Raw genomic sequence first — 23,149 nt, forward strand, 5'->3', positions numbered from 1 at the left:
GAATTAGATGTCAATTAATGGGGAAAAGATAAAATGAATATAGAAAAATTTACCACAAAATTCCAACAAGCCTTGAGCGAGGCACAATCTATCGCGCTTGGCAAAGATAATCAATTTATCGAACCGGTGCATTTATTGACCGCACTTTTAAACCAACAAGACGGTTCGGTTGCACCGATTCTAATCTCAAGCGGGGTAAATGTTGCTTTATTGCGTAATGAGTTAAATAGTGAACTGAATAAATTGCCGCAAGTTTCCGGCAATGGAGGGGGTGTACAGATTTCCCGTCAATTACTTAACTTATTGAATTTATGCGATAAACTCGCCCAACAAAGACAAGATAAATTTATTTCAAGCGAATTGTTTTTGCTTGCCGCATTAGAAGAACGCGGTACGTTAAAAGACATTTTAATCAAATGTGGGGCGAAAAAAGAACAAATTGCGCAAGCGATTCAACAAATTCGCGGAGGACAAGGTGTGAACGATCAGAATGCAGAAGAAAGCAGACAAGCTCTTGAAAAATATACGATTGATTTAACTAAACGGGCAGAAAGCGGCAAACTTGATCCGGTGATTGGACGTGATGAAGAAATCCGTCGAACCATTCAAGTTTTACAACGCCGGACTAAAAATAACCCGGTCTTAATTGGTGAACCGGGCGTGGGGAAAACCGCGATTGTAGAGGGTTTGGCACAGCGTATTGTAAACGGTGAAGTACCGGAAGGGTTGAAAAATAAACGTGTCCTTTCTTTAGATATGGGGGCGTTGATTGCCGGGGCAAAATATCGTGGTGAATTTGAAGAACGCTTGAAAGCGGTATTGAATGAATTAGCAAAAGAAGAAGGCAGAGTCATTCTCTTTATTGATGAAATTCACACCATGGTGGGGGCAGGGAAAACCGATGGTGCAATGGATGCGGGGAACTTGTTAAAACCGAGTTTGGCACGCGGTGAATTGCATTGTGTGGGTGCAACCACGTTAGATGAATATCGTCAATATATTGAAAAAGATGCGGCATTGGAACGTCGTTTCCAAAAAGTGTTTGTGGACGAACCAAGCGTGGAAGATACTATCGCTATTTTGCGTGGTTTAAAAGAACGCTATGAAATTCACCATCACGTAGATATTACCGATCCGGCGATTGTGGCGGCGGCAACTCTTTCGCATCGTTATATTTCCGATCGTCAATTGCCGGATAAAGCCATTGATTTAATTGATGAGGCTGCATCCAGTATCCGTATGGAAATTGATTCAAAACCGGAACCTCTCGATCGTCTTGAACGCCGCATTATCCAATTAAAATTGGAGCAACAAGCACTGAAAAAAGAAGAGGACGAGGCGAGCCGTAAACGTTTGGAAACTTTAGAAAAAGAACTTGCTGATAAAGAACGTGAGTATGCGGAATTGGAAGAAGTATGGAAATCTGAAAAAGCCACGCTTTTCGGTTCGCAACACATTAAGCAAGCACTTGATGCGGCAAAAACCGAGATGGAGCAAGCCCGCCGTGCCGCTGATTTAAACAAAATGTCGGAACTACAATACGGTCGCATTCCTGAATTGGAAAAACAACTTGCTCAAGCTGAAACCAGCGAAGGCAAAGAAATGAGTTTATTGCGTTATCGTGTGACCGATGAAGAAATTGCAGAAGTGCTTTCCAAAGCCACAGGTATTCCGGTGTCCAAAATGATGGAAGGTGAAAAAGAAAAACTGTTGCGAATGGAAAAAGAATTGCACAAACGTGTGATTGGTCAGAACGAAGCGGTGGACGCCGTAGCCAATGCTATTCGCCGTAGCCGAGCAGGGTTGTCGGATCCGAATCGTCCAATTGGTTCTTTCTTATTCTTAGGGCCGACCGGTGTAGGGAAAACGGAATTGTGTAAAACCTTGGCAAAATTCCTCTTCGACAGTGATGATGCCATGGTGCGCATTGATATGTCGGAATTTATGGAAAAACATAGTGTTTCCCGTTTAGTCGGTGCGCCTCCGGGCTATGTAGGCTATGAAGAAGGCGGTTATTTAACTGAGGCTGTGCGTCGTCGTCCGTATTCTGTAATTTTACTTGACGAGGTCGAGAAAGCGCATGCCGATGTATTCAATATCTTGTTACAAGTATTGGATGACGGGCGTTTAACAGATGGGCAAGGTAGAACGGTAGATTTCCGTAATACCGTAGTGATTATGACATCCAATTTGGGCTCCCATTTAATCCAAGAGCATCAAGGCGAGAGCTATGACGAAATGAAAAATAGGGTAATGTCGGTAGTGAGTCAGCATTTCCGTCCGGAGTTTATCAACCGTATTGATGAAACAGTGGTGTTCCATCCGTTGGCTAAAGAAAATATTCGTGCGATTGCCCGTATTCAATTAGAACGCTTGGCAAAACGTATGGAAAGCCGTGGTTATGAAATTGTATTCAGCGAAGCACTGATTGATTTCATCGGTGAAGTAGGCTACGACCCTACCTATGGCGCACGTCCGTTAAAACGTGCGATTCAGCAGGAGATCGAAAATCCGTTGGCACAACAAATCCTCTCAGGTAAATTGCTGCCAAGTAGTGTTGTTACTGTGGATTATGCCGATGGTAAGGTTGTAGCAAAACAATAAACTCAAAATGCAAAAAGTGCGGTCATTTTTGACCGTACTTTTTTTGTTCTAAATTGATTAGCCCCCTAACGCCCGTTGTAAACTTTGCGTCCACGCCATTTTGAAAGCAGGATCTTTGGCGAAGAGTTTATAAAGTTCTAATTCATCACGATGTCGCTCACTCATCACATCACGCAAAATTTGCTCAAAAGCAAGTCCACGCGTGTGAATATCGGGGTTGTTTTTATATTTTTGCTCAAAGTCTTTATGCTTACGGATTCGTTCGGTGATGTTTATGAATTTCACCCGTTGTTCTTCCGGTGTTGCACTCCAGCCTTGGAACCAGCGCTCATTAAAGGTTTTAATGATCTCATCAATTTGATCTTTTTCTTCACCTTCGGTATATCCTCCTCGCGGATTTGGATTTTGTGGCGCAAGTTCAGATTCGGTATCATCTAATTTAATCGTGTAATTGAGTCGATTGCGAGCCAAACCATAAGTACTTAAATCTACCGCATTCAAGATTTCGTCAAATTCATCTTTTGGATCTTGCACTTTTAATTTCGGTACGAGAAATTTGAGGAACCAGTACAGTTTTTCCCAACCAATATTTTCAAAATTAATGATCGATGCCATTTGTCCATAAATCTTTAAGAACTGCTTCGCTTTAATTTTAAAATCTATTTTATCGGCTTGTTCCAGATTTTCATCAAAACGTTGCTCCGCTATATCAATTATCACACTTAATTTTTCCGTTGTGAGATTGGCAAAATAACCTTCGGTAAATGCATTCACTTCCGCTTGTTCATACACGCCCGTTTCATCAAGTTGAGTTTTTAAATCGTGCAATACATTGACGTCGGTTTCTTCAGATAAGGTTGTTGAAGTATAAAATGGGTCGAAGGCCTTTTTAATATCATCAACGGAATTGAAAAAATCTAGTACAAACAAATCTTCCGAGCGTTTGCCAAGTTTATTGGCACTTCGATTCAGGCGTGACAAGGCTTGTACACAAAGTACGCCGGATAACTTTTTATCCACATACATCGCACACAATTTGGGCTGGTCAAAGCCTGTCAAATATTTATTCGCTACGACCAACAAACGGTATTCATCTTTATCAAAATAATCTTTGGTTTCACCTTCAGCAAATCCATTCATTTCAGCCTCGGTATATTCCACTCCGTCCACTATTTTACTACCAGAAAAAGCAATGGCAATTTTGAGCGGATTACCACGCATTGTTAGCAAATGGTTTAAGGCTTGAAAATAGCGAATTGCTGTTTCAATATTTTGCGTAACAACCATCCCTTTTGCCTTGCCTTTTAATTTCTTACGGTTGAATACTTGCCCAATAAAGTGATCTAATATCACTTCCGCTTTGGTCTCAATGGTCTGTTTCGAACGTTCTACAAAGGCACGTAAACGGCGTTGTGCTTTTTTACTGTCAAATTCCGGGTTGTCTTCAATAGATTTTTGGATTTCATAGAAACTCTGATAAGTGGTGTAGTTGGCGATCACATCTAAAATAAACCCCTCTTCAATTGCCTGCTTCATTGAATACAAATGGAAGGGTTTGAATTTTCCATCAGGTTGCTTTTCGCCAAATTTTTCTAATGTGCTATTTTTCGGTGTTGCTGTGAAAGCAAAATATGAAGCATTGCCGCGCATTTTACGGGATTGCATTGTTTGCAAAATTAAATCTTGAACGTCTTCCGCATCAAGATCCGTCATTTTCCCCATCGCTTTATTCATATTGTCGTGAGCTGAGCCTGATTGAGAGCTGTGTGCTTCATCAATAATTACGGCAAATTGCTTGTCACTTAAATCGGCAATACCGTCCACAATAAAAGGGAATTTTTGAATGGTGGTAATAATGATTTTCTTGCCTTGTTCAAGGGATTGGCGTAACTCGGTAGAACTCAATGCCGGCGCAATAATATTTTTTACCTCGGAAAAATCTTTGATATTGTCACGCAGTTGTTTATCTAACAAACGGCGATCCGTCACCACAATCACCGAATCAAACATCGGGCAATCAAGGGGGCGAGCATTGGCTGCAGTATCATTTTGCGGATAAGCTTCAATTAATTGATATGCCAGCCACGTAATGGAATTTGATTTTCCAGAACCCGCAGAATGTTGAATCAAATAACGCTTGCCCACACCATTTTCCCCCACATCAGTGATTAAACGGCGCACCACATCTAATTGATGATAACGTGGGAAAAAGAGCGTACGTTTTTCCAATGGATCTTTTGCTGAGCCGTCCAGACGCATAAGATGTTGAATAATATTGGCAAGGCTTTGTTTGGTAAAAACTTGCTCCCACACATAAGCCGTGCGAAATCCATTTGGATTGGGTGGATTGCCTTTGCCGAAATGATTACCCAAATTGAACGGCAGAAAAAAGGTATCCGCACCGGCAAGTTTCGTTGTCATATAGGCTTCTTCGGTATCCAGCGCAAAATGCGCTAAACAACGCCCAAATTGAAAGAGCGGTTGATTTGTGTCGCGTTTTTTATATTGTGCTTGCGCATCAAAACGTGCTGTTTGCCCTGTCCAGTGATTTTTCAATTCAATCGTAATGATCGGTAACCCATTGATAAATAATACCATATCAACCGTTTCACCGGTGGTGCTTGAATAAGGTACTTGGCGCATACAGCTAAATAAATTTAGTGCAAAATTCGACCGCACTTTTTCGCCACTGCTGGCAAGAGGAACAGGATAAAGCAAATCAAAATGCGCATTATCAATATCCAAGCCTTTTTTCAACACATGCAACACGCCCAATTTTTTAATTTGACGATCTAAGCGCTCTAAAATTTTGCGCTGCCAATCGTTAGGATTCAACTCACGAAAACGCGCCAATTCTTTTCTTTGGCTGTTTTGCAGAAATTGCCAAAATAAGCGGCGATCGATAGCAAATTGTGCATCGAAATCTTGCGAAAACGCCAATAAGAAGCCATGGTGTTTTGGTGAATAAAACGCACCGGGTTCAGTGATCTGACTTTCTTCACTTTCCCGCCAAGTACCGGTCAAAGCCTTTTCAATAGCGATTTCTAAATCTTTTTCTTTTGTTCCTGAAACCATGTTTTTACTCTTTTAAAAACAATTTAAAGATAATGTTTTTGTTTAAAATTGATTTTGAATATTCAGAATTAATTATTTTTGGCTGTTTTTGCTCAGAATCAATTATGCTCTTCGTTTTTACGACTGCCAAATTTCCCCACAATTTACACTTTTGCTTTCCCCGTTACTACATCATTAATCAACACACTTTTGTATTCTTTGAGTTTTTCGATATGTTGCTGTTTTAATGAAATAGCTTGATCGATTTTTGTGGTTTTATCGTCGAGGTATTGGGAGATTTTTTGTTGTTCTTCATCAGATGGAATTACAAATGGAATAAATTTCATTCGGCTTTTAGATAAATCCCATTGACCAATTCTCACGCCGTCCGATGCCATTCCGAAAAAAGAAACATAAATTTTGCTTCTTATTGCCCAGTGAAAAAATACTGGATTAACTGATTTAATAAAATCAAAAATATAATAAGCAGGGCTAACAATACCAGTAAAATTTGATACGCCATAAGAACCTTGCCAAGCCTTCATTTTATTCATTCCAAATTGACCTTTTTTTAAGACCTTATAATTGCTTAAATCATCAGGAATAAAATTATGATTACTTTCTAGATCTTCTACATTACGTTTAATTACACCTAATTCTCTTGTTATAGATAATAAGGGCAAATCAGGACGATTTTTTTTTGATACAGGCAAAAGTATTTTTCCCAATGAACTAACCTCCCAATGACTTGGCACTTCTTCAATCCATTCCACACCCGAATCTTTCATTGCTACATCAGAATCTAGCCCTTTTGTGACCGCACTTTGAATTAGGATTTGTTTGTGTTCTTTTAATAGTTCAATTTGTTTTTTAGTCAATGAAATCGCTTGTTCGATTTTGGTGGTCTTAGCGTCTAGGTAGTGGGCGATTTTTTGTTGTTCTGAAAATGAAATATCGATAATAGGTAATCTTTTAAAATCTAAAAAACTTAAATTCTGGCGAAGGCCAGAACCAAATTTGTAAAGTATCTTAGTAATATCTAAAGCATAAAGGTAGTAGTGCATAAATTTTGCAGAATAACCATTTATAACATTTAAATTTAGGTAAGCACTGGTGATAATTCCCTTATCTTTTGCCAATCCTGTTCTTAAACTGGTTTTATCATTTTGTAAGTCAGTACAACGAATAATAATATCGTTTGGTTCTACAATTTGATAGGTTTCAAATGACTCAGGTACAAGACCAACTAATTTTTCTTCAGGTTTTATGATAATTTGCCCATAACTCAATGAAAGAACAGTTTTCTCTTTCATACCTTTGTTATCACGCTTATTTTCCTTAAATACATTCATTCCTATAGTTAAGTTCCAAGATGCCGGCACTTCCCCCAACCATTCCACACCCGAATCTTTATAACTTTCATATCGCTTCATTTGTAAAAATTCCTTAAAATCTGACCGCACTTTTTGTCTTTATCCCGTCTAAAAACTTGCTTATTTGGCTTTAAAACTTGCTTAAAGTAGATAAGTTATTGTTTTTCAATAATATGGTTTTTCTTTTTTATCCTTGCTTAACAAGGTTGAAAACTTGCTTAATCTTTCTTAAAAGCATATTTTGCATTAGTATCTCTTTGTTTTTGGCTATGTCTCTCGATAATTTCTTGTTGTATAAATTGATTTAAATAAGAGCGAATAGAGTTCTTGTTTATTCCTGTATATTCTGTCAATTCAGGCAATGTTGTAGCGCCATGCATAAACAAATAGGTTAGGATAAGGTGCTGAGTTTCATTATAGTTAGCCCAATTGTTTTCAATGTATCCCATTAATGCAAGCGAAACCGTTTTTTCGTGGCAGCTAACACGATTACGCAATATGAGGTAAACATTGTTGTTTTGCTCTTTGTATTCCGGTTTTGCCAGCAGAGATTTTTCCATTGATTCATAGATGCGGGAAACGCCTTCGTTAAGTTGGCGTACATATCCTAAATCTTCTAGAGTTCGAGCTATACGGGGATTGCGGGCAAATCGTTCTGTTTTTATGTTTTCTATGGTTACTTGTGCAGGTAGAGGTCCGCTATTGCTTATTTCAATTCGGTCATCAAAATGTTTAATATAAATCGCATTTCCTTGAACATTATAAGAGCGGTGGCAAAGTGCATTTACAATTCCTTCTAACCAAGCATCCTCTGGATATTCCGGTAAATTTTTGAATTTACCTTCTTTCATATCTAAAAAATAATAATCTCTTAGTGAAGCTCTTAAGAAATCGGATAATTTCTTGATTAAGTTTGGAATATTATCTTCAAACCGTTGATCTTTGATAACGTTGTATTCGCTCCCGGATTTCGCTTCTGTTCCGTTATAGCGTATGTAGCGAACGGACGCAGAAGGGATATAGCGTTCAGGTATTGTAGAAAATAAAAGTATTGCTGATTTCTTAAATTGATATTTGCCTTCTTTTTTGGCAACTAGATTCTTTTTATAAAGTAGATCCAATACGTTTCCGGACAAAAAATTAACTTTCTTCTTATAGGATTCTAATAACTCTTGATCTAGATCTTCTTCGTCAAAATCGGGCACTATTTCATCTTCAAATAGACGGATATTTTTGTCATATTCTAGTTTTTTGATTTGTTCTCTACTGAGTTCTCGGTTGCTATCTGCAACACGCAAGAAAACCTTTTCGTTATCCTTGCGACAATAGATTCGTTCTAAATCTTGTTCTGCATGGAATAAGAAAATGAGTTTTTCATCAATAAAGATTTCTTCTAATTCTATACGGCAAGGTGGCGCAATTAAATCGAAAGATAATTTTCTGTAATCATCGAGTTTATCTGCAATAATATTCAGATCTTGAATTTCACCACTATCACTAACACCAAATGCAAGAACGCCACCATCAGCATTCAACATACCGATAAGTTCTTCTGCAATTTTCGTTGGTTTGATTTCTTTTTCACCTAATCCTTTTCGTTCAAAGTATTGATTTTCAGGTTGGGTTTCTAAATACTTTCTTGTGATAATACCATTAATCTTGGAGAGGGTTTCTGTCATTTTTTATCCTTGCTTATTTTGCTCTAAAACTTGCTTAAAGTAGATAAGTTATTGTTTTTCAATAACATGGTTTTCCTTTTTTATCCTTGCTTATTTTGCTCTAAAACTTGCTTAAAGTAGATAAGTTATTGTTTTTCAATAACATGGTTTTCCTTTTTTATCCTTGCTTAATAAGGCCGAAAACTTGCTTAATCTTTCTTAAAAGCATATTTTGTCATTTGGAGCAGTCATTAAGTAATCCTTAATAACTGTAAGTTATCTAACTGTTTGTTTTTATTGGTTATTTAATTTCTATGAGTATTTTTTAAACATAGGTGTTAAAAAATTTTTAGCCCAAAATTTCACTAATCAACCCTTCTGTTTGTTTTTCTAATGCCAAAATATCTTGCGCGACGTCAGAAAGTGCACGGAGCGGTTTGTGGCGGTAGAAATATTTATTGAAGCTGATTTCGTAGCCGATTTTTACGCTGTCTAAATTGACCCAAGCCTCCGCAGCATGGGGCTGTACTTCGGTTTTGAAGTAATCATGAATGGATTGTTTCAACGGGATTGATTCATTATCGCGTAGTTCGCTTGAGCTTTCGTATTGGATAAATTCGCCTGTTTTTTCTGTGGCGTAGTAGCCGAAATCGGCAAGTTCTTCAATCTTGCAGTCAAGGTGTTTACATAAGGCTTCGAGTTCTTGAGGTTTAAGTTTTAGGGTTTTAGCGATCACTTTTTCAGCATTTTCGTTATACCAACTGACAGCATTGAAAATCGCTTTTTTCTCTGTGGCGGATAGGCTGATTTTTTCTGCTTTTAGATATTTTTCCACGGTTTGTTTAAACAAGTTGAAATCATCAAATTGTTGCTCGCCAAAATGAGCGAATAATTTGTTCGCCGTGTTGAAAAGTGCGGTAGATTTTTCCCAAGTTTTTACATCAAGCAATTTGTTTTTTACCTTGTTATTTAATGCAATGCTTTGCGCTTCACACCATGCTGTGATGTCTTGTTCTGCACTTGTCAAGGTTGTTTGATTGTAAATATTTTCGCCATATTGTTGATAAAGATATTGCATAGGCTCAAACAAGGCTTTGTCAAATCTTAATGTGGCAATATTTTCCGCAGTGAATTTTGCGCTACGGCGCTCCGGGCGTTCAATAGTGACTTTGTAATAACCGAAATCTTGGTTATCAAAAATTTGTGAAGCCAAACCTTCTTCATTATTTCCACGGGAAAGTGCGGTGAAATTTAAGTAAGTTTTTGTGATTTCAGTGATGTGTTCCAGCGCAAACTCACAGTTTTTATCACCTAGATTTTTGCGCAGCTTCCTAAACAGCGAACTGGCATCAATGAGTTGTACTTTGCCTTGTCGAGGTGTCGGTTTATTGTTGGAAAGTAACCAAATATAGGTGGTGATCCCGGTGTTGTAGAAAAGGTTATTCGGGAGTTGCACGATGGCATCAAGCAAGTCATTTTCAATAATAAAGCGGCGGATATTACTTTCTCCTGATCCTGCATCACCCGTAAAAAGGCTTGAGCCATTATGAACAGAAGCAATGCGACTACCAATTTTATTGTCTTTCGGTGATTTCATTTTGCTCACCATTTCCATCAGGAAGAGCAACTGGCCATCGCTTGAACGTGGTGTAGCATCAAGAGATTCCTCTTTGCCCCAATAATCCGGCAAGGACACTTTAAAGCGGCTGTCAATTACACCGTTGCCATCTTTAATAAAGGCTTGATCGCCGCTCCAGCTTTTGCCATAAGGCGGGTTGGAAAGCATAAAATCAAAATAATGTCCGTGGAAAGTATCGGTGGCAAGCGTAGAACCCACTTTGATATTTTCAGGGTTGTCGCCTTTAATGAGCATATCGGATTTGCAAATAGCATAGGTTTCATCATTGATTTCTTTGCCAAACAGCAAGATGGAACGATCGCCTTGTGATGACGACAAAGGATATTTCTCTTCAATAAAATTTTGCGATTCAGTGAGCATTCCACCGCTGCCACATGCCGGATCGTAAATGGTAATAATTGCTGGAATTTGCCCTTTAAGCGGATCAAACACAAGGTGTGTCATAAGTTCGATCACTTCACGTGGAGTAAAGTGTTCGCCCGCTTCTTCATTGTTTTCTTCATTAAATTTGCGAATCAATTCTTCAAACACATAACCCATCCCAAGATTGGTTAATGCAGGCAGTGTGTTGCCGTCGGGATCTTGTTGAGGATTTGGCGTAAGGTTGATATAAGGCGAAACAAATTTTTCTAGCACGCCTAACAAGACGTTTTTGTTTGACATATGGCGGATTTGTTCACGTAATTTGAAGCAATTGATGATTTCCTGTACGTTGGCACTGAAACCATCTAAATATTCTTCAAAATTTGCCAGCATATATTGCGGAGTATTGCTTGCGGTTTGATAAAGGGTTTTGAGTGTCCATTTTGAGGTATTGTAAAACACATAACCGCTCGTTTTTTCAAGCTGTAGATGATCAAGTTCGGTAAAACCTAGCTCTTTTTTCTGATAGCGTACTTCTTCTAGTACTGCGTCTTTGTTTGGTTCAAGTAGCGTATCTAAGCGACGCAATATAAACATCGGTAAAATCACATCGCGATATTTTCCGCGTACATACACATCACGTAGGCAGTCGTCGGCAATACTCCAGATAAAAGAAACGAGTTTGTTGTGAACTGAATGATCCATAATATTTATCCTAAATTTTATTTGTTATTTTCTGTTTAAAACTAAAAACCGACAATTATAAGGATTGTTCTCGTCTTTTTCTCGATATTCTTCAAATTCAATGTTCCATTCATCCCAATTTAATTCAGGGAAAAAGGTATCGCCCTCAATTTCTGCTTGAATTTGGGTTAAATAGAGTTTATCCGCTTGGGATAAATATTGCTTAAACAGTTCACCGCCGCCAATTAGCATAATTTCCTCAGAATCTCTGACAAAATCAACCGCACTTTCAAGGCTGTTTTTCCAGATGACGCCCTCCTGTTCAAAAGGTTTGCGCGAAAGCACAATATTTACTCGTTTGGGGAGAGGGCGACCAATGCTCTCGAAGGTTTTACGCCCCATAATGACAGGTTTTCCCGTGGTATTTCTGCGAAACCATGCTAAATCGGCTGGTAAGTGCCAAGGCATTTGGTTGTCTTTACCGATTACATGGTTAAGAGTTGTTGCGACAATTAAACTGAATGTCATAAAAGCTCCTTGTTGAATTGCTGAACAATATATCACAGCACAATATAAATTTAATGCTTTTTGATGAGTTTAGTGCTAACGTATGCGGCATTTTTGATATTAAAAAGGGTTAATAAAATGAATAAAACCATTGTTGTGAAGTTCGGTACCAGCACTTTAACTCAAGGTTCACCCAAATTAAACTCTCCGCATATGATGGAAATTGTGCGACAAATTGCACAACTTCACCATGAAGGCTTTCGTATTGTGATTGTTACCTCCGGCGCCATTGCTGCGGGTCGTCATTATTTGAACCACCCGCAATTACCGCCAACCATTGCATCGAAACAATTACTTGCCGCCGTGGGACAAAGCCAGCTCATTCAAGCATGGGAAAAATTGTTTGCGATTTATGACATTCATATCGGTCAAATTTTACTGACTCGTGCGGATATTGAAGATCGCGAGCGTTTTCTTAATGCGCGCGATACCTTGCACGCATTACTGAATAATCGAATCATTCCTGTGATTAACGAAAACGATGCGGTGGCGACAGCTGAAATTAAAGTGGGGGATAATGATAATTTGTCTGCATTGGTGGCAATTTTGGTGCAAGCGGAACAGCTTTATTTATTAACGGATCAACAAGGTTTATTTGATAGTGATCCGCGCAAAAATCCCAATGCAAAACTTATTCCGGTGGTGGATAAAATCACCGATCATATTCGTTCGATTGCCGGTGGCAGCGGTACGAATCTTGGCACCGGGGGGATGAGTACGAAAATCATCGCAGCAGATGTAGCAACACGCTCCGGCATTGAAACGATTATTGCACCGGGTAACCGTTCAAATGTGATTGTGGATTTGGCACATGAGCAGGATATTGGTACGAAGTTTACCGCCCATCATACAGATCGTTTAGAAAGTCGCAAGCAATGGCTGTTTGCCGCACCTTCAGCCGGTGCGATCACCATTGATGAAGGTGCGGAACAAGCGATGCTTGCTCAAAATAAATCACTTTTACCGGCGGGTATTATTGCTGTGGAGGGGCGTTTTTCCCGTGGCGAAGTCGTGAAAATTCGCAATCGGGCGGGCAAGGCAATTGCGCTCGGAATGCCACGTTATAACAATGATGCTTTGTTACTCATTATGGGAAAAAAATCGCAAGATATTGAAGCGATTTTGGGCTATGAATATGGCGCAGTTGCGCTTCACCGTGATGATATGATTATTTTATAAAGGATGTAGTTGTGAAAAAAGTTTTTATTTTTAGTTTATTATGCGGTTTTTTTACGTTAAATGTGTTGGCAGATAGCGGTCAGACGGGACGTTCTCCCTTTAGTGTGAATGCATCAACAAAACGCCTAAATACAGTCGATTGTAATGATGCCGATGATTGGTATTTAGACGGTTTTAGAGTGGGAAAAACGTTCAGCGCCTATCAACAAAGTTTATTGCGGCAGCGTATTAGTTACTGCCAACAGTACGGTGGCGTTTCTAATGGGTTGAAATCAGCATGGATGCAGGGCTACAAAAAAGGTGCACCGGTTCAGAAAAAACAAGGGAAGAAAAAACGAAAAAAACAAGCTCGAGTTTAGTATTCAAGTGCGGTCAGAAAATCACATAAATTTTTGACCGCACTTTTTGTTTAAAAATGTTGTCCTCAATTTGTGTTTTTATTTAAGGAAGTAAATGATGAAAAAATTAATGCTTGCGTCGATGATTTTAGCTTTATTCGCTTGTGTGCAACATTCCACACGTTCGCTTATTTCAGTCAATCAATATGAAAAGCGCCTTAACACCATTGTTTGTCATGATGTGGATGATTGGTATTTGGATGGCTATCGTGTGGGAAAGGATTATGCCAAGTACAGTCAAAGTCAATTAAATCAACGTATTCAATATTGTGACGGGATGACAAGTACGCAACGTAGCGCATGGTTTGACGGATTTAGTTCGGGTAATGGGGGACGCAACAGATATCGTTAAAAAGACGAAGAATAAAAAAGTGCGCTGAATTTCAACCGCACTTTTTATCTTTTTGTTATTGAGAATTAAAGAATATCCAATAATTCCACTTCAAATACAAGGGTAGAGAATGGTGGGATAGAAGCACCTGCGCCCCGTTCACCGTAGGCTAATTCGTGTGGAATCGTAAGTTTCCATTTAGATCCTACCGGCATCATTTGTAATGCTTCGACCCAGCCGCGAATCACACCGTTTACCGGAAATTCCGCCGGTTGACCGCGTGATACCGAACTATCAAACACGGTTCCGTTTGGTAACGTACCGGTATAGTGAACGCGAACTTTATCGGTTGCCGATGGTTTTGCACCCGTACCTTCGGTGATGATTTCATATTGAAGTCCGCTGTCGGTGACGGTTACACTGGATTTTTTTGCATTTTCCGCTAAAAAGGCTTTCCCTTCTTCTTCAATAGCTTTGAATTGAGCTTGTTGTGCTTCTGCTGCTTGTTGCTGAAGTTGTTGCACGGAAAGCATTAAATCATTAATGTCTAAGGCAGGTTGATTGTGATTTAACGCATCGAAAATGCCCTTTGCAAGAGCCCCTACGGTAATCTCCATTTGGCTTTCAAGTAATTGCTGGCCGATCTGTAAACCAATACCGTAGCTTCCTTTTTCAGAAAGGTTTTCTAATTTAATTTGTTCAAAATTCATGTGTTTTCCTTAGTTAAAAATTAATTTTTATATGCCAAAATTTCACCCATGCGCACCGGTTCACCTTCACTGAGGTGAGAGGCTAAACGCACTTGATTTTCTTGAAATAAATTGATGACGGTCGAGCCGAGTTGAAACCAGCCCATTTCTTGACCTTTGGTAAATTTAACCGCACTTTCACCCTCATAAGTCCAAGTTTTCACGTCATTATGGCGCGGCGGATTAATTATTCCCGCCCAAGTTGTGCCGATACTGGCGGTAATGGTTGCGCCCACAAGAATTTGTACCATCGTGCCGAATGCCGTATCAAAGACACAAATAAGACGCTCGTTACGGGCGAATAAATTTGGTACGTGTCGGGCTAAAAACGGATTCACCGAAAATAAATCGCCCGGCACGTAAATCATTTTACGAAGCGTCGCATCACAGGGCATGTGTACACGGTGATAATCACGAGGTGAGAGGTAAGTGGTGGCAAACTCCCCGTTTTTAAAGGTTTCGACCAATTCTTTATCCTCTGCTAAGAGATCTTCTAAACTGAAAAAATGACCTTTTGCCTGTAATAAACGGTTGTCGTCAATACGACCGCATTCGCTAATACGGCCGTCTGCCGGTAGGCAAAGTGCGGTCGGATTTTGGTTAATTGGGCGAGCGTTATCTTTTAAGGGACGAGTAAAAAATTCGTTGAAACTGTTGTACTCATTAAATTGCTCCTTTTGCGCAATACTCATATCAATGTTGTATTTTTTGGCAAAAGCTTTAACGGCAAGATGTGTCACGGCTCCCCATTTTTGCTTTGCAAACCAACCGGCAAATTGAGTTAAATAAAGTTGAGGCATTACATATTGAAAAGCGATTTTCAGGCGTTGCCAGTAAGAAATTGAGTTCATACTTGTTTTCCTCATAAAAAATGAGGGGTGATTATAGCAACTTTTGCCGTTCTTCCAACTTTTAAATTTATAGAAAAAAACTACCGCACTTTGCGTTAGATCAGAAAATAATCCCCCTTAGCTATTGTTCAACGAAATCAAAAAGAGTATATTCAGCCCCAAATTTTCATTTTTAGAACGGAGTTTTATTATGTTTGGTTTATCCCCTGCACAAATGATCATTTTATTAGTGGTGATTTTGTTGGTTTTCGGTACGAAAAAATTAAGAAATGCAGGTTCTGATCTTGGTGCTGCGGTAAAAGGTTTTAAAAAAGCGATGCAAGATGATGAGCCAAAAAACAAGGATGCAGAGTTTAAGTCTATTGATAACAATACTGCAGCAGCAAAAACTGAGACAGTAAAAGAAAAAGAACAGGTATAAGCCGTGTTTGATGTTGGTTTTTCCGAACTTGTTTTATTAATGATCGTGGGGCTGGTCGTGCTGGGGCCTAAGCGTTTGCCTGTGGCGATCAGAACCGTTATGGGCTGGGTAAAAACCATTCGCGGATTAGCCGCCAATGTTCAAAATGAATTAAAACAAGAACTGAAATTACAAGAATTGCAGGATAGTATTAAGAAGGCGGAGGCTTTGAATTTGCAAACGCTTTCTCCCGAGCTAAGTAAAACCGTTGAAGAGTTAAAAGCGCAAGCGGATAAAATGCGTGCCGAACTGGAAAGTAAAGCGGCAGAGGCCGGTACAACGGTAGAAGAGCAAATTAAAGAAATTAAAAGTGCGGCTGAAAATAGGGATAAATTTACGGAGTCGCCTACCCCTGAGGAAGTGCCTGTGGAAAGCCAAGAGGATGAAAAAACGGCGTCGAATTTGACCGCACTTGAGCCGCACGAGCAAGCGGAATTAACCGAACGCTTATCCGATTATTATCCGCCGGATGATATGGATGTTGCGCCGCCAACAAAGTTAAAATCCCAATCATAGAGAGTTTTTATGAGTCACGTGGATGAATCCCAACCCCTCATTACCCACCTTGTCGAATTAAGAAACCGCTTGCTACGTAGTGTAATTTGCGTTGTTTTGGTATTTCTTTCTTTGGTGTATTTTTCAAACGATATTTATCATTTTGTCGCTGCTCCTCTAACAGCCGTTATGCCGAAAGGTGCAACAATGATTGCGACAAATATTCAAACACCGTTTTTCACACCGATTAAATTAACTGCAATTGTGGCGGTGTTTATTTCCGTTCCTTATTTGCTTTATCAAATTTGGGCGTTTGTTGCCCCTGCGTTATATCAGCATGAAAAACGGATGATTTACCCATTACTGTTTTCCAGCACTATTCTATTCTATTGTGGGGTGGCATTTGCCTACTACGTGGTGTTTCCGTTCGTATTTGGTTTTTTTACCCAAACTGCACCGGAAGGGGTTGCTATCGCTACGGATATTAGTAGCTATCTTGATTTTGCCTTAGCATTATTCCTTGCTTTCGGTATATGTTTTGAAGTGCCGGTTGCCATTATTTTGCTTTGCTGGACAGGCGTTACTTCGGTGAAATCCCTTTCTGAAAAGCGCCCTTATGTTATCGTTGGGGCATTTTTTATTGGGATGATTTTGACACCGCCCGATATATTTTCACAAACCTTACTTGCCGTGCCGATGTGTTTATTGTTTGAACTCGGCTTATTAGTGGCGCGTTTTTATCAACCGAAAGACAATGATGAAGAAAAAAGTGCGGTTGAAAAATCGGAATAATGAATAGGGGCATGGCCCCCTTATTGTAATTAAGCAGCCAGATAATTAAGGATGAAATATGACCCAACAAATTTTTACCGGATTCCCTGCCCGTCGCCTACGCCGTTTGCGTAAACAGGATTTTAGCCGTCGTTTAGTGGCCGAAAACAAATTGACGGCGGATGATTTAATTTACCCTGTGTTTATTTTAGAAGGCGAAAATTACCGCGAACCTGTGCCTTCTATGCCGGGTGTGGAACGTTTAACCATTGATCAATTATTAGTTGAAGCCGGACTTTTGGTGAAGTATGGCGTGCCGGTTATTTCCCTTTTTCCGGTCATTGAGGCGGGCAAAAAATCCCTCATGACAGAAGAAGCCTACAATCCGAATGGTTTGGTTCAACGTGCGGTAAGAGCATTAAAATCGACTTATCCCGAATTAGGTGTGCTGACGGATGTGGCGCTTGATCCTTACACGATTCACGGGCAAGACGGTATTATTGATGAAGAAGGCTATGTGCTAAACGATACTACAACGGATGTTTTAGTTAAACAAGCCCTCTCTCATGCCGAAGCCGGGGCGGATATTGTTGCACCAAGCGATATGATGGACGGACGTATTGGGCGAATTCGTCAAGCATTGGAAGAAAACGGTTTTGTTAATACGCAAATTATGGCGTATTCCGCAAAATATGCCTCTAATTATTACGGACCTTTCCGTGATGCGGTCGGATCATCGGGTAATCTGAAAGGCGGTGATAAGAAAACTTATCAACTGGATCCGGCAAACGGTGATGAAGGTTTGCAAGAGGTCGCCTTTGATTTACAGGAAGGCGCGGATATGGTGATGGTGAAACCGGGTATGCCGTATTTGGATATGGTTTATCGCGTAAAAGAATATTTCGGTGTGCCGACTTTTGCTTATCAGGTGTCCGGTGAATATGCAATGCATATGGCGGCAATTCAAAATGGCTGGTTAAAAGAAAAAGAATGCATTATGGAATCTCTACTTTGTTTTAAACGCGCCGGGGCGGATGGCATTTTGACTTATTTCGCCAAACAAGTAGCTGAATGGTTGTATTTGGAAAGAAAGGATAAATAACCTTTTAGGTAAAATGTGATTTTTATTGCTGAAATTAGATGAAATTTAATAAAAATGAGAAAATATTGAATATTTTCTCATTTTTTCTTTTTTTATCATTTTTTGCTTAAAAAAATAATTGCAATATTAAATAAGTCATTGCATATTATTTCTCGCTCCGTCATCGAACGGTGGTAAATAATAAAAAACAAACACAACATTAATACGTTAAGAGGGAAACGAGTATGTCAACAATCACATCTTTAGACGAGTTTTTAGCGAAGGTTGCACAGCGTGATGGTCACCAACCGGAGTTTTTGCAAGCGGTTCATGAAGTTTTTACGTCCATTTGGCCGTTTTTGGAAGCCAATCCAAAGTATTGTTCCGAGGCATTATTAGAGCGTTTGGTTGAACCGGAACGAGCTTTTCAGTTTCGTGTGGCATGGACGGATGATAAAGGTCAAGTTCAAGTAAATCGTGCATTCCGTGTACAATTTAATAGCGCAATCGGCCCTTACAAAGGCGGTATGCGTTTCCATCCTTCCGTTAATCTCTCAATCTTAAAATTTTTAGGGTTTGAACAAATTTTCAAAAACGCTTTGACAACATTACCAATGGGGGGCGCTAAAGGCGGTTCGGATTTTGATCCCAAAGGTAAATCTGATGCGGAAGTGATGCGTTTTTGTCAAGCGTTGATATCGGAATTGTATCGCCATATCGGTGCGGATACGGATGTTCCTGCCGGGGATATTGGTGTGGGTGCTCGCGAAGTGGGATACCTTGCAGGTTATATGAAAAAATTATCTAATCAGGCTGCTTGCGTATTTACCGGTCGAGGTTTATCGTTCGGAGGCAGCTTAATTCGTCCTGAAGCAACCGGCTACGGCTTGGTTTATTTTGCTCAAGCGATGTTAGCGGAAAAAGGAGATAGTTTTGCAGGGAAAGTGGTATCCGTTTCAGGCTCGGGAAATGTGGCGCAATATGCTATTGAAAAAGCTTTGTCGTTAGGTGCAAAAGTTGTCACTTGCTCGGATTCATCCGGTTATGTCTATGATCCGGAAGGCTTTACAGCTGAAAAATTAGCCGCACTTTTAGACATCAAAAATGTTAAACGTGGTCGAGTGAAAGATTATGCGGAACAATTCGGCTTACAATATGTGGAAGGCAAACGTCCTTGGGAAATTAAAGCGGATATTGCGCTTCCTTGTGCAACACAAAATGAACTTGAAATTGCCGATGCAAAAACATTAATTGCAAACGGCGTGAAATTGGTGGCGGAAGGTGCGAATATGCCGACTTCTATCGAAGCAACAGATGCATTTTTAGAAGCAGGTGTATTATTCGGCCCGGGTAAGGCGGCGAATGCAGGGGGAGTAGCAACCTCCGGTTTGGAAATGGCACAAAGTTCTCAACGTTTATATTGGACAGCAGAAGAAGTGGACGCCAAGTTGCACCGCATTATGTTGGATATTCATGCGAACTGTAAAAAATACGGCATGGTAAAAGATCAAGAAAACATCAATTATGTTGTCGGCGCAAATGTTGCCGGCTTTGTAAAAGTGGCTGACGCTATGTTGGCACAAGGGGTTTATTAACTTCTAAAAATGTTTAACAAAAATGACCACACTTTGACGCTTAAAAGTGCGGTCATTTTGTTTATAGAATTTACGTTTTCCCATCGTTGTTTTAACTTGCCTTTTTGCTCAAAAAGTGTAAAATCTTCGGGCTTTTTGTCTATATATACAGAGAAAAAAGTAAGTTATATTTTTAAGTGGCTTTCGAACTTGAAAATATTCTTTTAGTAATCAAACATTTAGAGGAAGGTTATGGTAACCATTCGTTTATCTCGTGGCGGAGCTAAAAAACGCCCATTTTATCAAATCGTAGTAGCTGACAGCCGTTCACCGCGTGACGGTCGTTTTATTGAGCGTGTAGGTTTCTTTAACCCTATCGCACAAGGTAAAGCAGAACGTGTTCGCATTGATTTAGACCGTGTAAACCACTGGGTAGGTCAAGGCGCATCATTATCTGATCGTGTTGCGAGCTTGGTAAAAGAAGTTCAAAAAGCGGCTTAATTCGTAATTCGCTTTTAAACGAAAGATAGGTGAAAAATATGGAACAACAACGTATTGAAGTTGTGGGCAAATTAGGCTCAACTTACGGTATTCGTGGGTGGTTGCGTATTTATTCATCAACCGAATATGCTGAAAGCATTTTTGACTATCAGCCTTGGTTTTTAAAAATTAAGGGTGAGTGGCAACCAACAAAACTTGAAAATTGGCGTCATCATAACCACGAACTTATTGTTAAATTGAAGGATGTGGATGATCGTGAGTCCGCACAGACTTTAGCAAATATTGAAATCGGTGTGGATTTATCCGTTTTCCCCGAGCTTGAAGAAGGCGATTATTACTGGCATGATTTAATCGGCTGTTCCGTCGTAAATCTTCAAGGTTATACTATGGGAACGGTAACGGAGATGATGGAAACCGGTTCTAATGATGTTTTGGTGGTTAAAGCAAATACAAAAGATGCTTTCGGAAAACAAGAGCGGTTAATTCCGTTTTTGTATGAACAAGTAGTTAAAAGAGTCGATCTCACCACGAAAACTATTGAAGTGGATTGGGACGCTGGTTTCTAATCTCAAGTATGCATAAACGTAATGCCGTATGTTTTTAAACTAAAGTAGGGTCAAATCATGTGGATTGGCATAATTAGTTTATTCCCCGAAATGTTTAAGGCAATTACGGAATTTGGGGTAACCGGCAAAGCTGTAAAACACAATCTCTTGCAGGTGCAATGCTGGAATCCTCGTGATTTCACGTATGATAAGCATAAAACCGTTGATGACAGACCTTATGGTGGCGGTCCGGGAATGCTGATGATGGTACAACCTTTACGGGATGCCATTCATGCGGCAAAAGCGGTTGCGGGAGAAGGAGCGAAGGTAATTTATCTTTCACCGCAAGGACGTAAACTTGATCAAAGCGGCGTAACGACATTAGCGCAAAACCGAAAATTAATTTTGGTCTGTGGTCGTTATGAAGGCATTGATGAACGATTGATTGAGTCTGAAATTGATGAGGAATGGTCAGTCGGGGATTACGTCTTAACCGGCGGAGAATTACCGGCAATGACATTAATTGATGCAATTGCTCGTTTTATTCCCGGTGTATTAGGCAAACAGGCTTCGGCGGAAGAAGATTCTTTTGTCGAAGGATTGTTGGATTGTCCACACTACACCCGTCCGGAAGTGTTAGAAGGCCTAACCGTACCTCCAGTGCTGATGTCGGGGCATCATGAAGAAATTCGTAAGTGGCGATTAAAACAATCACTAAAACGAACATGGCTCCGCCGCCCTGAGCTCTTAGAAAGCCTAGCTCTGACTGACGAACAATGTAGGCTGTTAAAACAGGTGAAAGCCGAATATAACAGTAAAATCAGTTAATTCTAGGATAACAAAGGATTAAAAATGTCTAACATTATCAAACAACTTGAACAAGAACAATTAAAACAAAACGTACCTAGTTTCCGCCCGGGTGATACTTTAGAAGTTAAAGTATGGGTTGTTGAAGGTAGCAAACGCCGTTTACAGGCATTCGAAGGCGTGGTTATTGCAATTCGTAACCGTGGCTTGCACTCTGCGTTCACTTTACGCAAAGTATCTAATGGCGTAGGTGTTGAGCGTGTATTCCAAACTCACTCACCAGCGGTAGATTCAATCACCGTTAAACGTAAAGGTGCAGTACGTAAAGCGAAACTTTACTACTTACGTGAACGTTCAGGTAAATCAGCTCGTATTAAAGAGCGTTTGGGCGAATAATATCGCAAAGAAAAGGCTTGGATTTCCAAGCCTTTTTTGTTACAAAAAATCACTAAAAATTTAACAAATTTTGTAAAAAATCAAATTTTTTTGAAATAGTAAAGTCGTGCGGTTGCAAAGTTTATTCAAGAGAGTAAAATGCGCCGCAAACAAAGATAACGAAAAATATATTTGGATAATACTCAGTGGCATCAGAAAATCAATCCTCTTCTGTTGCGTTAAGCTCTGCGGAAGCAACTATCGTTGCAGAAAATGCAGCGGCATATAAAGCGCAAAAAAAAACTTTTCTTTCTTTTATGTCTGGTATTAGCGCCGGTGCTTGCATTGCCCTCGCTTTTGTATTTTATACCACGACTCAAACCGGCACATCTTCCGTTGCTTGGGGATTAAGTAAATTAGTCGGCGGCCTTGTTTTTTCCATTGGTGTGATTATGGTCGTGATTCTCGGTTCGGAATTATTTACTTCTTCAACACTGACGATCATTGCTCGTGCAGGCAAAAAAATTTCAACCGCACAAATGTTGCGAAATTGGGTTGCCGTGTATTTTGGTAATTTTGCAGGTAGTTTGATTATTGTTGCATTAATTTGGTTTGGCGGTCAAACGATGGCGGCAAATAGTCAATGGGGTTTAACCATTTTAAACACCGCACAACATAAAATTCATCATACTTGGTTTGAAGCTTTTAACTTGGGAATACTCTGTAACATTATGGTGTGCGTTGCCGTATGGATGTCTTATTCCGGCAAAACCGTTACCGACAAAGCCTTTATTATGATTTTACCGATCGGGTTATTTGTTGCTTCCGGTTTTGAGCACTGTGTTGCGAATATGTTTATGATTCCGTTAGGGATTATAACAGCGCAATTTAGTTCCGTTGAATTTTGGCAACAATTAGGGATCGAACAAGTGGTTTATGCGGATTTAACTTTATCTTCATTTATCTTCAAAAATTTAATTCCGGTTACGCTGGGAAATATTATTGGGGGCGGGCTTTGTATTGGTTTATTTCAACGTTTTTTAACCAAAGCCCACTAAAATCGTATTTTTAATTAACAAAGGAAATGACT

The 23,149-nt window shown here is 39.7% G+C and carries 21 protein-coding genes; 14 read left to right on the forward strand and 7 right to left on the reverse strand.

Translation table 11 applies throughout. The features are described 5' to 3' along the window. The first annotated feature begins 33 nt into the window (after positions 1-33). Complete coding sequence (gene clpB, locus BKL51_RS07800; protein ID WP_077466149.1) at positions 34-2,604, forward strand: ATP-dependent chaperone ClpB; 2,571 nt, start codon at positions 34-36, stop codon at positions 2,602-2,604. Between the two features lie 57 nt (positions 2,605-2,661). On the opposite strand, the gene BKL51_RS07805 is transcribed toward clpB, so the two are convergent. The 5 genes from BKL51_RS07805 to folA form a co-directional block, all read right to left on the reverse strand. Further along, positions 2,662-5,679, reverse strand: coding sequence for a type I restriction endonuclease subunit R (locus BKL51_RS07805; RefSeq protein ID WP_077466150.1), 3,018 nt, complete (start codon positions 5,677-5,679; stop codon positions 2,662-2,664). Between the two features lie 143 nt (positions 5,680-5,822). After that, on the reverse strand, positions 5,823-7,091 hold the full coding sequence (locus BKL51_RS07810; protein WP_077466151.1) for a restriction endonuclease subunit S: 1,269 nt from the start codon (positions 7,089-7,091) through the stop codon (positions 5,823-5,825). 158 nt (positions 7,092-7,249) lie between these two features. Then, positions 7,250-8,710 carry an ATP-binding protein gene (locus BKL51_RS07815; protein WP_077466152.1) on the reverse strand — a complete coding sequence of 487 codons (1,461 nt, stop codon included), beginning with the start codon at positions 8,708-8,710 and terminating at the stop codon, positions 7,250-7,252. 328 nt (positions 8,711-9,038) lie between these two features. Further along, on the reverse strand, positions 9,039-11,396 hold the full coding sequence (locus BKL51_RS07820) for a class I SAM-dependent DNA methyltransferase (protein WP_077466153.1): 2,358 nt from the start codon (positions 11,394-11,396) through the stop codon (positions 9,039-9,041). A gap of 24 nt (positions 11,397-11,420) precedes the next feature. Then, positions 11,421-11,903 carry a type 3 dihydrofolate reductase gene (gene folA / locus BKL51_RS07825; RefSeq protein ID WP_077466154.1) on the reverse strand — a complete coding sequence of 161 codons (483 nt, stop codon included), beginning with the start codon at positions 11,901-11,903 and terminating at the stop codon, positions 11,421-11,423. 117 nt (positions 11,904-12,020) lie between these two features. Here folA and proB point away from each other — a divergent pair, with 117 nt between their 5' ends. The 3 genes from proB to BKL51_RS07840 all read left to right on the forward strand — a co-directional run bounded on the left by proB (position 12,021) and on the right by BKL51_RS07840 (position 13,871). Beyond that, on the forward strand, positions 12,021-13,121 hold the full coding sequence (proB, locus tag BKL51_RS07830; protein WP_077466155.1) for a glutamate 5-kinase: 1,101 nt from the start codon (positions 12,021-12,023) through the stop codon (positions 13,119-13,121). An 11-nt stretch (positions 13,122-13,132) separates the two neighbouring features. Beyond that, positions 13,133-13,480, forward strand: coding sequence for a hypothetical protein (locus BKL51_RS07835; RefSeq protein ID WP_077466156.1), 348 nt, complete (start codon positions 13,133-13,135; stop codon positions 13,478-13,480). A gap of 94 nt (positions 13,481-13,574) precedes the next feature. Further along, positions 13,575-13,871, forward strand: a complete 297-nt coding sequence (locus tag BKL51_RS07840) for a hypothetical protein (protein WP_143530568.1) — start codon at positions 13,575-13,577, stop codon at positions 13,869-13,871. A 65-nt stretch (positions 13,872-13,936) separates the two neighbouring features. On the opposite strand, the gene BKL51_RS07845 is transcribed toward BKL51_RS07840, so the two are convergent. Together BKL51_RS07845 and asd are read right to left on the reverse strand one after the other, a co-directional pair. Continuing rightward, complete coding sequence (locus BKL51_RS07845; protein ID WP_077466158.1) at positions 13,937-14,560, reverse strand: FKBP-type peptidyl-prolyl cis-trans isomerase; 624 nt, start codon at positions 14,558-14,560, stop codon at positions 13,937-13,939. Positions 14,561-14,580: 20 nt separating this feature from the next. Further along, positions 14,581-15,450 carry an archaetidylserine decarboxylase gene (gene asd / locus BKL51_RS07850; protein WP_077466159.1) on the reverse strand — a complete coding sequence of 290 codons (870 nt, stop codon included), beginning with the start codon at positions 15,448-15,450 and terminating at the stop codon, positions 14,581-14,583. A 190-nt stretch (positions 15,451-15,640) separates the two neighbouring features. Between asd and tatA the strand changes: the two genes are divergently transcribed. From tatA to focA, 10 genes are all read left to right on the forward strand, one after another. Beyond that, on the forward strand, positions 15,641-15,871 hold the full coding sequence (tatA, locus tag BKL51_RS07855; RefSeq protein ID WP_077466160.1) for a twin-arginine translocase TatA/TatE family subunit: 231 nt from the start codon (positions 15,641-15,643) through the stop codon (positions 15,869-15,871). A gap of 3 nt (positions 15,872-15,874) precedes the next feature. Beyond that, the gene (gene tatB, locus BKL51_RS07860; protein WP_077466161.1) at positions 15,875-16,426 is read left to right on the forward strand and encodes a Sec-independent protein translocase protein TatB; all 552 of its coding nucleotides are present in this window, start codon (positions 15,875-15,877) and stop codon (positions 16,424-16,426) included. 9 nt (positions 16,427-16,435) lie between these two features. Then, positions 16,436-17,197, forward strand: coding sequence for a twin-arginine translocase subunit TatC (gene tatC / locus BKL51_RS07865; protein ID WP_077466162.1), 762 nt, complete (start codon positions 16,436-16,438; stop codon positions 17,195-17,197). A gap of 58 nt (positions 17,198-17,255) precedes the next feature. Beyond that, entirely contained in the window at positions 17,256-18,278 is a 1,023-nt protein-coding gene (hemB, locus tag BKL51_RS07870; RefSeq protein ID WP_077466163.1) for a porphobilinogen synthase, read from the forward strand. Between the two features lie 224 nt (positions 18,279-18,502). Continuing rightward, positions 18,503-19,852, forward strand: a complete 1,350-nt coding sequence (gdhA, locus tag BKL51_RS07875; protein ID WP_077466164.1) for an NADP-specific glutamate dehydrogenase — start codon at positions 18,503-18,505, stop codon at positions 19,850-19,852. A gap of 231 nt (positions 19,853-20,083) precedes the next feature. Continuing rightward, complete coding sequence (rpsP, locus tag BKL51_RS07880; protein ID WP_005540791.1) at positions 20,084-20,332, forward strand: 30S ribosomal protein S16; 249 nt, start codon at positions 20,084-20,086, stop codon at positions 20,330-20,332. Positions 20,333-20,370: 38 nt separating this feature from the next. After that, positions 20,371-20,898, forward strand: a complete 528-nt coding sequence (rimM, locus tag BKL51_RS07885; protein WP_077466165.1) for a ribosome maturation factor RimM — start codon at positions 20,371-20,373, stop codon at positions 20,896-20,898. Between the two features lie 57 nt (positions 20,899-20,955). Beyond that, positions 20,956-21,705, forward strand: a complete 750-nt coding sequence (trmD, locus tag BKL51_RS07890) for a tRNA (guanosine(37)-N1)-methyltransferase TrmD (RefSeq protein ID WP_077466166.1) — start codon at positions 20,956-20,958, stop codon at positions 21,703-21,705. Positions 21,706-21,729: 24 nt separating this feature from the next. Beyond that, complete coding sequence (rplS, locus tag BKL51_RS07895; RefSeq protein ID WP_077466167.1) at positions 21,730-22,080, forward strand: 50S ribosomal protein L19; 351 nt, start codon at positions 21,730-21,732, stop codon at positions 22,078-22,080. 185 nt (positions 22,081-22,265) lie between these two features. Further along, positions 22,266-23,117, forward strand: coding sequence for a formate transporter FocA (focA, locus tag BKL51_RS07900; protein WP_077466168.1), 852 nt, complete (start codon positions 22,266-22,268; stop codon positions 23,115-23,117). Positions 23,118-23,149: the final 32 nt, after the last annotated feature.

It is taken from the genome of Rodentibacter sp. Ppn85, assembly GCF_001999335.1.
Classification (GTDB): Bacteria; Pseudomonadota; Gammaproteobacteria; order Enterobacterales; family Pasteurellaceae; genus Rodentibacter.